Here is a 12,610-nt window from a genome sequence, read left to right as displayed (position 1 = left end):
GCCCGGGACGCTCCGCGTCCCTTCAGAAGCCGAACGCGGAGCAACCTCTGCGGCCAGTTCGACGCGGGAACAATCCTGCAATGAAACTCAGGTCGCGTCCGCGTGACTGACCAGACCCTTGATCACCACCGCTGCCGTGGCCAGGCCCGCCGGAACCACCAGCGCCGTCAGCACTTGCTCGAAATTCCAGCCCAACCCCAAGAGGGTCGCGCCCATCCACGCCCCGAGAATCGCGCCGAAGCGGCCGATCCCGAGCATCCACGACACACCGGTCGCCCGGCCCTGCGTCGGATAAAACCGCGCCGCGAGCGACGGCATCGCCGACTGCGCGCCGTTGACGCACATGCCCGCCACCAGCACCAGCGTCGCCAGCAGCGTGATGTTGCCCAGACTCTGCCCGACCGCGTAGGCAAACACCCCGGCCAGCAGGTAGAAAATGCCGATGACCTTGTGCGGATTGAAGCGGTCCATCGCCCAGCCTACGCCCACCGCACTCAGCACCCCACCGAACTGGAACAACGCACCGATGAAGGCCGCCTGCTCCATGCTCGCGCCGCTGTCGCGCATCAGGGTCGGCAGCCAGCTGGTCAGCAGGTACACGATCACCAGACCCATGAAGTAGGTCAGCCACAGCAGCAACGTGCCGACGCTGTAGGTGCCGGAAAAAATCACCGCAAACACGTTGCGCGCTTTCACGGTTTTCTGTTCCGGCACGCTGAAACTCGCGGCCTGAGCGACGATGGCAGGATCAATGGGTGCGAGGGTCTTGCGCACCTTGTCGGTGCCGCGATTGCGCACCACCAGATAACGCGCCGACTCCGGCAGCCAGAGCAGCAACACCACGGTGAGGATCAGCGGCAGGATCCCGCCGATCAGCAACAGACTGTGCCAGCCGAATGCCGGGATCAACTTGGCCGAAATAAACCCGCCACCGGCCATGCCCAGGTTGAAGCCGCAGAACATGCTGGTCACCAACAGGGACTTCTTGCGCTCCGGGGTGTATTCCGACAGCAGCGTGGTGGCGTTCGGCATGCCGGCGCCCAGTCCCAGACCAGTGAGGAAACGCAGCACCAGCAACTGATCGACATTGGTGGCGTAGGCCGACGCCAGGCTGAAAGCACCAAACAGGAAAACCGCGCCGACCAGTATGACTTTTCGCCCGAAGCGGTCAGCCAGCGGCCCGGAGCCCAGCGCACCGAAGACCATTCCGATCAGCGCGGCACTCATCACCGGGCCGAGGCTGGCGCGGTCGATGCCCCAGTCCTGGGACAGGGCCGGCGCGATAAAACCCATGGCCGCGGTGTCGAGGCCATCGAGGAACACAATCAGGAAACACAGGATCACGACGCGCCACTGATAGCGCGAGATCGGTTGGGCATTGATGAAGGACTGCACGTCGAGGCAGTGACCTACAGCGGACTGAGGCTGGTTCATTATTTTTATTCCACGCAAGAAAACGCAGTCGAACGGCGGCCGGCCAGAGAGCGGCACGGTCACAACTATATAAGGAAGAAATCAGGCGTTGCGCTAATACCGGCAACAGGAACGGGAGCGGCGACAGTCGGGGAACGTGCGCATGGGAAGTTGCCTCTTGTCATTATTATGGGAGTCGACGATCCGGCGGGCTCATTCACATTCGCGCCGGATGACGCTGCCGCGACATTAATGATCCGGGGGTTTTAGCGTCAATTCGATAAACGCAACTCTGTGCGTTTATCGAACAGCTTCATCAGGCAAACAATTGCGCACTGAGGTCCCGGCTGGCGCTCAACAGGCCCGGCAGAAAGCGCTGCTCGAGCTCGGTACGGCTGACACGACCGGCGTGGGTGCTGACATTGAGCGCGGCCACCACCTGGCCGGAAGCGTCATACACCGGCACGGCAATCGAACGCAGACCTTGTTCCAGTTCCTGATCGACGATGCACCAGCCCTGCTGCCGGACTTCCTGCAGACATTCGAGCAAGGCGTCGGGGGTGTGAATCGTGCGGCTGGTTTTGGCCACCAGTTCGGCGTGGTCGAGATATTCGCGCAGCGAGGTGTCGTCCAGCGCCGCCAGCAGGATTCGCCCCATCGACGTGCAGTACGCCGGCAAACGCCCGCCCACCGACAGGTCCACCGAAATCAGACGCTGGGTGGTGGCCGAACGGGCAATGTAGAGAATGTCGTCGCCTTCCAGCGTGGCCATGTTGCAGGCCTCGTGCAGTTGCTCGCTCATGCGGTCGAGGTACGGCTGGGCCGAGACCGCCAGCGGAGTCGACGACAGATAGGCGTGACCGAGGGTCAGCACTTTCGGCAGAAGTGAATAAGTGCGCCCATCGGTGGTGGCGTAGCCGAGCTTGATCAGTGTGTGCAGGCAACGGCGCACAGCGGCGCGGGGAATTTCCGTGCGGTGGCTGATCTGGGCGATGGTCAGGTGGCGCTTGCGCTCCTGAAACGCCTGCACCACCGCCAGGCCACGGGCCAGGGAGGTCATGAAATCCGGATCACCGGTCAGGGCCTGGATACGCTTGGCCGGCGAAGCGACGATCGGCGGCGCTACCGAGGTGAAGGAATTGCGCATTTGATCGTTCATGTCAGGTCCTTTTTTTCTTGTTCGGATCAACGGCTATACAAGCGGCTCGTCGGCAGATACACAAGCGACACACCGCCAACACCGGGCGATTATCGAACCGTCGACCGATAATCGCAATCGCCCTCACCTCCTCGTTTGGGTTGTGCGCAACAGATTTGAACTTGGAACGCCGGTGCGGTTTAAGCGCCTTAGTTGTCCGACTAAATGGCGCCAGAAATCAAACACTGCGCAACGGCGATGCAACTATTGATGAAAGTTGCACGTCACAAAACAATCACACATCCGGAACCGTTTTTAACTTGGCAAAGATAGTCAATCCCGATTCGGCCGCTATAATGCACCTAAGTGACACCGCGCTCTTATCTGCCGACGGTGCCACCCGCTGGCGCGATGTCCATCGCCGCCGGCCCCGGCCAGCGCCTGATGCTCATTACTCATGCACCGCCAGCGCGCTCGCTGAAACAGGAAACTGATGCTGCGTCAGTTTTAATCTGGTGCCGTAGCCGCCTGCAACATGGAAGTCTTGACCGTCTTCCCGACAACACCGCTGCCTTTACAGGCAAGTCCTTGTTGGCGATTCGGTTAAATGATTCGTGCAGTGCGTTCACCAGACATTTTTCTCAACTCATACAGGTAGCACTGTGACGAAAGACGAACTGCGCGCGGAACTTGAGCGCCAGGAACAACGTTACAAGGAAGTTTACGGCGGGGAAGTCACCACCTACGCCGCCCAGCCCGAACCGGAACGCAAAGCCTGGCGTAAACGCCCTACCGTTCAGGATCAGGTCTTCCAGCAAGAACTGAAAAAAATGGAAGAGGAACTCAAAGCCGAAGAGCCTTGACGCCGTCCTTTGCATCTTTCGAGGGTAAGCGTACTCACCGGGTTACAAGCACGGTGGGCTGACGATGCCTTGCGCGCCCGCTACCCGCGGGCAGCGGCCAACTCCCCCTGTATTGCACAGGCTGGGAGCATGTCAGACGCGTTTCTCAGATATTTCATACAAGTTTCAGCCCCCTCCCGACAACCGGCCAATCCGCCGACTCCTCGCATTTTTCCCAATAGAATCAAAGGCTTGAAAATCCCTGCAGAAAGCTTGGGTAATGCCCCCTGATACAAATTAATTCGTTGAAGAATGTTACCGATGAGCAGGTAGGGGATCGATTTCCAGTCTTTTCTGGCATAATCGCGCCCCCTTATGACCGGGTCAGAAAACCTTCATGATCGATTTATTCAGCGGACTGGATGCCTGGGTGCTTGTGAGCCTCCTGCTCGCCCTGACATTTGTCCTCGCCTTCGAGTTCATCAATGGATTTCATGACACCGCTAACGCGGTAGCCACTGTTATCTACACCAAAGCGATGCCGCCTCACTTGGCGGTGTTCTTCTCGGGCGTGTTCAACTTCCTCGGCGTACTGCTGGGCGGCGTTGGCGTGGCGTATGCCATCGTGCACCTGCTGCCGGTAGAACTGTTGATCAACGTGAACACCGGCCATGGTCTGGCAATGGTGTTCTCGCTGCTCGCCGCCGCGATCGCCTGGAACCTGGGCACCTGGTACTTCGGTATCCCGGCCTCCAGTTCGCACACCCTGATCGGTTCGATCCTCGGTGTCGGCCTGGCCAACGCCCTGATCAACGAAATTCCACTGGCTGACGGCGTCAACTGGCAGAAAGCGATCGATATCGGTGCCTCGCTGGTGTTCTCGCCAATGGCCGGCTTCCTGATCGCCGCGCTGGTGCTGATCGGCCTGAAATGGTGGCGCCCGCTGTCGAAGATGCACAAGACGCCGGAACAGCGCCGCAAGATCGACGACAAGAAGCACCCACCGTTCTGGAACCGCCTGGTCCTGGTGATCTCGGCCATGGCCGTGAGCTTCGTGCACGGTTCCAACGACGGCCAGAAAGGCATCGGCCTGATCATGCTGGTACTGATCGGTATCGTGCCTGCGCAGTTCGTACTCGACCTGAACAGCACCACCTACCAGATCGAACGTACCCGCGACGCGACCCTGCACCTGAGCCAGTTCTACAAGCGCAACGCCGACACTCTGGGTGAATTCCTGGCCCTGGGCAAAAGCGTGGAAGGCGACCTGCCGGAGAAATTCCGTTGCAACCCGCAACAGACCGAACCGACCATCGCCGCCCTGCTCGACACCCTCAAAGGCGTAGCCGACTACCACTCGCTGTCCGCGGAAAGCCGCATCGAAGTGCGTCGTTACCTGCTCTGCCTGGACGACACTGCGAAGAAAGTCAGCAAACTGCCAGGCCTCGCCGCTCGTGAAAAAGCCGACCTGGACAAACTGCGCAAAGACCTGACCACCACCACCGAATACGCCCCGTTCTGGGTCATTCTGGCGGTAGCGCTGGCCCTGGGCCTGGGCACCATGGTCGGCTGGAAACGCGTGGTACTGACCATCGGCGAGAAGATCGGCAAGCAAGGCATGACCTACTCGCAAGGCATGTCGGCCCAGATCACCACCGCCAGCCTGATCGGCATGGCCAACATCTTCAGCCTGCCGGTGTCCACCACCCACGTCCTCTCCTCGGGCGTGGCCGGCACCATGGTCGCCAACAAAAGCGGCCTGCAAGGCGGCACGGTGAAAACCATCCTGCTGGCCTGGGTCCTGACCCTGCCGGCCACCGTGGCCCTGTCGGCCGGCCTGTTCTGGCTGGCGTCGAAGGCGCTGGGTAGCTGATAGATCGCTGGAATGAAAAAGGCGTGATTCGAGAGGATCACGCCTTTTTTGTTGGTCGCGGTAAAGAGGCGCTGAAGATCAAGAACGCCCTCACCCTAACCCTCTCCCGGAGGGAGAGGGGACTGACCGAGTTGTTTGGGAGAGGTACGCCGACGTGAGATACCGAGGTGAACTCAGGTCTTAAAAGCAAACATCTCAAGCCTGCCTTTGGCTTTGGCTTTCCACCACTCAACACGATGAGCGTTAGCTCGAGTACCGCTCTTGACCTGCCGGCCCCATCGGAACGAAGGAACGCCGAGCCTCAGCGAGGCGCCGAACGTCGGGGCCCAGCCTTTTGGTTCCTTTTTGGCGTCTGAAAAAGGGACTCGCCGTAAGGGCGAAACCGCCGGCCGCAACCCCCGAAGAAACGGATATTCACCCAAAACCCCAAGAGCATGGTCGGCCCAAAGGCCGCCAAGACACAAAAAAAAAGGGCAACCGAAGTTGCCCAAAATGCCTTGCGTGCTCATCAAACCCGGAAGAATCAAGGCTTCTTGCGCTTGTTCGCATCCTTCCAGATAAAAAATCCAAACCCTGCAAAAAACAGAACCATCAGCCCCACAGTCAGGACCCCGGCAAACACCACGTTATCGAAAAACATGACTGGCCTCCTGGCCCCTGCTTTGCTGCGATGGAACTAAGTTAACCAATCAGGCAGGCGCAGGAATTGACCGGGATCAATGCCGGTCACAGAGAGGAGGAAAGGAAGGGAAATAACTGACCTGCATCAACGGATGCAGGGGAGATCAACGCTTTTTCGGTTTGTTTTTCGGCTTTTTCTTCGGCTTACCCAACGGCATGGCCTGCTCGAAAGCCTGGCGCACTTCATTCAGGCGCTTCTCGTTGAGGTCATGAACCCGCTTGGCGCGTTCGGTGTTGAGGTCGATCAGCTTGTCGTCTTGGCTCATGGCGTTCGGTGCATCGCTTGGACTGAATCACAACTGCCGCTTCAACGGCAGGACTGCGCCAATAATGCGGCCTGGCGCGAACGCTGACCAGCCACTCGCCTGAACCCTCTACAACATTTCATGTACCGCCCACCGGATTTGCTTGCACAATCGGCGCCTCGCCCTGAACCCGAAGGATCTGCGCCGTGCCCCTGCATCAGGACCTGCCACCGCTGATGGCCTTGCGTGCCTTTGAGGCCGTGGCCCGTCATTTGAGTTTCATCAAGGCTGCCGATGAGCTGTCGGTGACCCAAAGCGCGATCAGCCATCAGGTGCACAAACTCGAAGAATTCCTCGATCAGCGACTGTTCGTGCGCCGCACCCGGGCGATCGATCTGACGGTCGCCGGCGAACATTACTACCGGCAGATCGAACCGGCCCTCGCCGCGATTGCCGCCGCCACCCACGATCTGCGCGCCGAGCGCCCCACCAACCTGCGCATCGGTCTGCTCGCCTCTTTCGCCACCTTGTGGCTGGCGCCGCGTCTGGCGGATTTCAACGCAACATACCCGAACATCCACGTCGAACTGCTGCCCGCCGTACAACTGGCGGATGTCGACGCCGGCGAGGTGGATCTGGCGATCCGCTACGGCAAGGGCGGCTGGCCGAAAGTCCAGGCCCGCCGGTTCATGGGCGAGACCCTGACGCCGGTGTGCAGCCCGGCATTCAAGGCCAGGGGCGTGACCAACGGGCCGTTGCTGATGGCCAAGTCGTACCAGCCGTTCGAGTGGATCGACTGGCAGCAACACAGCGGCATCGATCTGGCTCATGTGCCCAGCGTCATGCTGCACGACTACAACATCGTCGTCGAAGCGGCCGTCGCCGGCCAGGGCATTGCCATGGGCCGCCAGCGAATGATCGAACGGCGAATCAAGGAAGGCGCGCTGGTACCAGCCTTCGACACGCCGCCGATGCTCGGCGAGATCGGTTATTGGCTGGTCACGCCGCAACGCCCGCCCACGCCGGCAGCGCAGAGTTTCTGCGAGTGGCTGGAGGAAACCGCGAACGCATGAGTTTTTTGGATGCGTCAGATTAAATCTATCCGTTTGTCGCCCTTCGCTCGCACCAACATGCTGAAGCCCTCACTCAGGAGGACTTCCCATGACCGATTCCCTCAGACAACGCGTGCAACAACTCGGCCTGCGTCTGCCCGAACCAAGCCAGCCGATCGCCAACTACGTCAACCACGTGGTCAGCCAGAACCAGTTGTTCATCTCCGGGCAGATTCCATTGCTCGACGGCAAACCTGCGTTCATCGGGCGACTGGGCGAAGCAATTTCCGACGAAGAAGGGGTTAACGCCGCTGAACTGGCTGCCTTGGGCCTGCTCGCCCAGTTGAGCCATGCGCTGGGCGATGACCTGTCGAAACTGGTGCGCATTCTGCGCCTCGGGGTTTTCGTGGCCGCCACGCCGGACTTCAAGACTCAGGGCGTGGTCGCCAACGGCGCCTCGAATCTGCTGGTCAACGCCCTCGGCGACAAGGGCCGACACGTGCGCACCGCGGTCGGCGTGGCGAGCCTGCCGGCCGGCGTCGCGGTGGAAATCGACGCAATCTTCGAGCTCAAGCCGTGAACATCGACGACATCTTGCGTCTGCGCGCCGCCACGCCCGGCTGCGCTCAGGTGATCCACTTCAACCACGCCGGCGCCTCGCTGCCAAGCCACGCCACCCTCGATGCAGTGATCGAACAGCTACAACGCGAAGCACTCGGCGGGCCGATGGAGGCGGCGGACAACCGGGTCCAGGAACGCGCGCGCAATGCGGCCGCCGCCCTGCTCAACGCCCAGCCCGAAGACATCGCCTTCGCCAGCAGCGGCTCGGCGGCCTGGAGCCAGGCGTTCAACGCGCTGGGGCCGTGGCAGCCCGGCGAACGGATTCTGGTGGGTCGCCATGAATGGGCCGGCAATCTGGCGTGCATGGCCGAAGCGGTGAAGGCCGGCGCGCGGCTCGAAGTGATTCCTTGCGATGCCAAAGGTGCGGTCGATCCGCAAGCCCTGGCGCAGATGATCGACGGCCAGGTACGCCTGATCGCCCTGACCTGGCTGCCGGCCAACGGCGGTCTGATCAACCCCGCCGCGCAGATCGGCAATGTCGCGCGGCGCCACGGCATCCCTTATTTCATCGACGCCGGCCAGGCACTGGGACAGTTGCCCTGCGATGTTCAGGCCTTGCAGTGCGACGTGCTCAAGGGTGCCGGACGCAAGTTTCTGCGCGGGCCGCGCGGCACGGCGTTGATGTACATCCGGCCGCAATTCCTGCAACGGCTGCTCCCCGTGCAACGCGATGTACTGTCGGCGCCGTGGGACGGCAAGCGCTTTACCCTGCGTGACGACGCCCGCCGCTTTGAAACCAGCGAGGTATCGCTGGCCCTGCTGGCCGGTCTGGCCAATGCGCTGGAGGAGTACAACCGCCTCGGCGCGATCCCCGTCCGCCAGCGCATCGAACAACTGAGCAGCGGATTGCGCCAACGCCTGAAGGCGATTCCCGGTCTGACACTGCGGAATCTCGGCGCGGCCAATCAACAATCCGGGCTGATCGCCTTCACGCTTGAGGGCTGGGACAGCGTGGCGCTGAAGCAGACGTTGGCCGGACGACGAATCAACATCGGCGCCAATGGCGTCTCCTACACGCCGCTGGACATGCAGGCGCGCGGGCTGACAAATATTGCGCGGGTGGCGGTGAGCTACTTGAACACACAAGAAGAAATCGACGTGTTGCTGGAAAACCTGACACAGCTGGCCGCCCGGCCTCAGATTTCGATATCGACCCAAAGCCCCTGACGCGGCTGATCTTCCATCAACGGCGCCACCGGCACTGTGTTGTCGGCGTTCAGTTCGGTGCCGGGCACCGCGAGGTGCGCTTCGGGGTCGTCGTCGGCTTCGCGGCGGCGGCGATCGCGTTCCTGCTGGCGGCGCTGCTCTTCGCGCAGCAGATAGCCGTCTTCTTCCGGGTCGCGCTTTTGCAGGTCGATGGTGCTTTCGTTGGAGCTTTCCTGCACCGGCACCACAGGGGGAATATCCGGTCGCTGGCGGATCGGATCCTGCTGGGAGGTGATCGGCACGGCGCTCAGGGGGAGCATCGGTGGCAGCATATGAAGGGTCTCCTGTCAGCAAGCTATCGGCTGGGGCGAGGTTGCCTTGAACCATCTGTCGCAAACTTGTGACCGGGTTGGCACTCACAGGTGCCCCGGCCCTGCGTAAAACTGACAGATGACCACATCTGCCTTACTTGCAGCGTGCAGCCAAAAGCTCGTCACCGCTCCTTATCCTTTGGCCTCGGGCCCTCATTCCGTTAAGATAGCCCGCTTTTTCAAGGTGGGAGTCAGGCAGCATGGCGCAGCAGTATCAACCGGGGCAACGCTGGATCAGTGACAGCGAAGCAGAGCTTGGTTTAGGCACCGTTCTGGCACAGGACGGCCGCTTGTTGACCGTGCTTTACCCGGCCACTGGCGAGACTCGCCAGTACGCGCTACGGAATGCGCCCCTCACCCGCGTGCGGTTCTCGCCGGGCGATTCGATCACGCACTTCGAAGGCTGGAAGATGACCGTCCAGCAAGTCGACGACGTCGACGGCCTGATGGTCTACCACGGCCTCAACGCACAGAACGAAGCGGTCACCCTGCCGGAAACCCAGCTGTCGAACTTCATTCAGTTCCGTCTGGCCAGCGACCGTCTGTTCGCCGGGCAGATCGACCCGCTGGCGTGGTTCTCCCTGCGTTATCACACCTTGGAACACACCAGCCGCCAGTTGCAGTCTTCGCTCTGGGGCCTGGGCGGCGTGCGTGCACAACCGATCGCCCATCAGTTGCACATTGCCCGTGAAGTCGCCGACCGCATCGCGCCGCGCGTACTGCTGGCGGACGAAGTGGGTCTGGGCAAGACCATCGAAGCCGGCCTGGTGATCCATCGCCAGTTGCTGTCGGGCCGCGCCAACCGCGTGCTGATCCTGGTGCCGGAAAACCTCCAGCACCAATGGCTGGTGGAAATGCGCCGCCGCTTCAACCTGCAGGTCGCGCTGTTCGACGAAGAACGCTTCATCGAAAGCGATGCCACCAACCCGTTCGAAGACACCCAGCTGGCCCTGGTGGCGCTGGAGTGGCTGGTCGACGATGAAAAGGCGCAGGACGCCCTGTTCGCTGCCGGTTGGGACCTGATGGTGGTCGACGAAGCCCACCACCTGGTGTGGCACGAAGAGAAAGTCAGCCCGGAATACTCGCTGGTTGAACAACTGGCCGAGGTCATTCCCGGCGTGCTGCTGCTCACCGCCACCCCGGAACAACTCGGCCAGGACAGCCACTTCGCCCGTCTGCGCCTGCTCGACCCGAACCGTTTCCATGACCTGGCCGCCTTCCGCGCCGAGAGCGAAAACTATCGCCCGGTGGCCGAAGCCGTTCAGGAGCTGCTGGACAAGGGTCGCCTGTCGCCAGCCGCGCACAAGACCATCCACGGTTTCCTCGGCAACGAAGGTGAAGCCCTGCTCAGCGCCGTCAACGATGGCGACACCGAAGCCAGCGCCCGCCTCGTGCGTGAACTGCTCGACCGCCACGGCACCGGCCGCGTGCTGTTCCGTAACACCCGCGCCGCCGTGCAGGGTTTCCCGGAGCGCAAACTGCACCCGTACCCGCTGCCATGCCCGGACGAATACCTCGAACTGCCCCTGGGCGAACACGCCGAGCTGTACCCGGAAGTCAGCTTCCAGGCCCAGCCGGACGCCAGCGAAGAAGAACGCTGGTGGAAATTCGACCCGCGCGTCGAGTGGCTGATCGACCAGCTGAAAATGCTCAAGCGCACCAAAGTGCTGGTGATCTGCGCCCACGCCGAAACCGCGATGGACCTGGAAGACGCCCTGCGCGTGCGCTCCGGCATCCCGGCCACGGTGTTCCACGAAGGCATGAACATCCTCGAGCGTGACCGTGCCGCCGCCTACTTCGCCGACGAAGAGTTCGGCGCACAGGTGCTGATCTGCTCGGAAATCGGCAGTGAAGGTCGCAACTTCCAGTTCGCCCACCACCTGGTGCTGTTCGATCTGCCGTCGCACCCGGACCTGCTGGAACAGCGGATCGGTCGTCTCGACCGGATCGGCCAGAAGCACATCATCGAACTGCACGTGCCTTACCTGGAAACCAGCCCGCAAGAGCGCCTGTTCCAGTGGTATCACGAAGCACTGAACGCGTTCCTCAACACCTGCCCGACCGGCAACGCCTTGCAGCATCAGTTCGGCTCGCGCCTGCTGCCGCTGCTCGAAGAGGCCGACGACGGCGAGTGGCAAGCGCTGATCGACGAGGCGCGCACCGAGCGCGAGCGCCTGGAAGCCGAGCTGCACACCGGTCGCGACCGCCTGCTGGAACTCAACTCCGGCGGCGCCGGCGAAGGTGAAGCGCTGGTCGAGGCCATCCTCGAACAGGACGACCAGTTCGCCCTGCCGATCTACATGGAAACCCTGTTCGACGCGTTCGGCATCGACAGCGAAGACCATTCGGAAAACGCCCTGATTCTCAAGCCGAGCGAGAAGATGCTCGACGCCAGTTTCCCGCTGGGCGACGACGAAGGCGTGACCATCACCTACGACCGCAACCAGGCGCTGTCACGCGAAGACATGCAGTTCATCACCTGGGAACACCCGATGGTGCAGGGCGGCATGGATCTGGTGCTGTCCGGTTCGATGGGCAACACCGCCGTCGCGCTGATCAAGAACAAGGCGCTCAAGCCGGGCACCGTGCTGCTGGAACTGCTCTACGTCAGCGAAGTGGTTGCCCCGCGTTCGCTGCAACTGGGCCGTTACCTGCCGCCGGCCGCCCTGCGCTGCCTGCTCGACGCCAACGGCAACGACCTGTCGTCGCGCGTGGCGTTCGAAACCCTCAACGACCAACTGGAAAGCGTGCCGCGCGCCAGCGCCAACAAGTTCATCCAGGCCCAGCGCGATCAGCTGACGCCACGGATCAACGCCGGTGAAGACAAGGTCACCCCGCGCCACGCCGAGCGCGTCGCCGAGGCCCGCCGCCGTCTGGCAGCCGACACCGACGAAGAACTGGCACGCCTGACCGCGTTGCAGGCGGTCAACCCGACCGTGCGCGACAGCGAACTGGATGCCCTGCGCAAGCAGCGTGAACAAGGTCTGGCGATGCTCGACAAAGCGGCGCTGCGACTGGAAGCGATCCGGGTGCTGGTGGCGGGCTAAACCGCCCTGCTCCATCGCCAAAAAAAGAAAAGGCCCGCAGCGATGCGGGCCTTTTTGTTTGCCTGATATTTATCCTGCGCGGCTGATTGCCTCTTCGCGAGCAAGCCCGCTCCCACAGTTGGCCGGTTTCCTTCAGGAGGAAATGCGGTCGAATGTGGGAGCGGGCTTGCTCGCGAAAGCG

The 12,610-nt window shown here is 61.9% G+C and carries 11 protein-coding genes; 6 read left to right on the top strand and 5 right to left on the bottom strand.

Annotated elements, in window-relative coordinates:
- Positions 1-87 precede the first annotated feature (87 nt).
- Both pcaK and pcaR read right to left on the bottom strand, forming a co-directional pair.
- Complete coding sequence (pcaK, locus tag ACKUG4_RS22510) at positions 88-1,434, bottom strand: 4-hydroxybenzoate transporter PcaK (RefSeq protein ID WP_445434862.1); 1,347 nt, start codon at positions 1,432-1,434, stop codon at positions 88-90.
- A gap of 295 nt (positions 1,435-1,729) precedes the next feature.
- Complete coding sequence (gene pcaR / locus ACKUG4_RS22505; protein WP_007917109.1) at positions 1,730-2,572, bottom strand: pca regulon transcriptional regulator PcaR; 843 nt, start codon at positions 2,570-2,572, stop codon at positions 1,730-1,732.
- 641 nt (positions 2,573-3,213) lie between these two features.
- Between pcaR and ACKUG4_RS22500 the strand changes: the two genes are divergently transcribed.
- Both ACKUG4_RS22500 and ACKUG4_RS22495 read left to right on the top strand, forming a co-directional pair.
- Positions 3,214-3,414 (top strand): hypothetical protein, encoded by a 201-nt coding sequence (locus ACKUG4_RS22500; protein WP_007957826.1) that lies wholly within the window; start codon positions 3,214-3,216, stop codon positions 3,412-3,414.
- 376 nt (positions 3,415-3,790) lie between these two features.
- Positions 3,791-5,266 carry an inorganic phosphate transporter gene (locus ACKUG4_RS22495; RefSeq protein ID WP_011332813.1) on the top strand — a complete coding sequence of 492 codons (1,476 nt, stop codon included), beginning with the start codon at positions 3,791-3,793 and terminating at the stop codon, positions 5,264-5,266.
- Positions 5,267-5,789: 523 nt separating this feature from the next.
- On the opposite strand, the gene ccoM is transcribed toward ACKUG4_RS22495, so the two are convergent.
- Both ccoM and ACKUG4_RS22485 read right to left on the bottom strand, forming a co-directional pair.
- Positions 5,790-5,906 (bottom strand): cytochrome c oxidase subunit CcoM, encoded by a 117-nt coding sequence (gene ccoM / locus ACKUG4_RS22490; protein WP_007959205.1) that lies wholly within the window; start codon positions 5,904-5,906, stop codon positions 5,790-5,792.
- A 145-nt stretch (positions 5,907-6,051) separates the two neighbouring features.
- Positions 6,052-6,213 (bottom strand): hypothetical protein, encoded by a 162-nt coding sequence (locus ACKUG4_RS22485; RefSeq protein WP_007959203.1) that lies wholly within the window; start codon positions 6,211-6,213, stop codon positions 6,052-6,054.
- 185 nt (positions 6,214-6,398) lie between these two features.
- On the opposite strand from ACKUG4_RS22485, the gene ACKUG4_RS22480 reads away from it, so the two are divergent.
- The 3 genes from ACKUG4_RS22480 to ACKUG4_RS22470 all read left to right on the top strand — a co-directional run bounded on the left by ACKUG4_RS22480 (position 6,399) and on the right by ACKUG4_RS22470 (position 9,032).
- Positions 6,399-7,265, top strand: coding sequence for a LysR substrate-binding domain-containing protein (locus tag ACKUG4_RS22480; RefSeq protein ID WP_445434861.1), 867 nt, complete (start codon positions 6,399-6,401; stop codon positions 7,263-7,265).
- Positions 7,266-7,353: 88 nt separating this feature from the next.
- On the top strand, positions 7,354-7,824 hold the full coding sequence (locus tag ACKUG4_RS22475; protein ID WP_445434860.1) for a RidA family protein: 471 nt from the start codon (positions 7,354-7,356) through the stop codon (positions 7,822-7,824).
- Positions 7,821-9,032: an aminotransferase class V-fold PLP-dependent enzyme gene (locus ACKUG4_RS22470; RefSeq protein WP_445434859.1), complete on the top strand. Its 1,212-nt coding sequence runs from the start codon at positions 7,821-7,823 to the stop codon at positions 9,030-9,032. The genes ACKUG4_RS22475 and ACKUG4_RS22470 overlap by 4 nt, the downstream gene beginning before the upstream one ends.
- Here ACKUG4_RS22470 and ACKUG4_RS22465 read toward each other — a convergent pair.
- Positions 9,002-9,343: a hypothetical protein gene (locus ACKUG4_RS22465; protein ID WP_007959194.1), complete on the bottom strand. Its 342-nt coding sequence runs from the start codon at positions 9,341-9,343 to the stop codon at positions 9,002-9,004. The two genes, ACKUG4_RS22470 and ACKUG4_RS22465, sit on opposite strands and share 31 nt — an antisense overlap.
- A 239-nt stretch (positions 9,344-9,582) precedes the next feature.
- Here ACKUG4_RS22465 and rapA point away from each other — a divergent pair, with 239 nt between their 5' ends.
- Positions 9,583-12,429 (top strand): RNA polymerase-associated protein RapA, encoded by a 2,847-nt coding sequence (gene rapA, locus ACKUG4_RS22460; RefSeq protein WP_445434858.1) that lies wholly within the window; start codon positions 9,583-9,585, stop codon positions 12,427-12,429.
- Positions 12,430-12,610: the final 181 nt, after the last annotated feature.

This window comes from Candidatus Pseudomonas auctus (assembly GCF_048654275.1).
In the GTDB taxonomy this organism is placed as follows: domain Bacteria; phylum Pseudomonadota; class Gammaproteobacteria; order Pseudomonadales; family Pseudomonadaceae; genus Aquipseudomonas; species Aquipseudomonas pharyngis.
The sequence above is the reverse complement of the archived record's forward strand: the minus strand, read 5'-3'. Positions and strand labels throughout refer to the sequence as shown.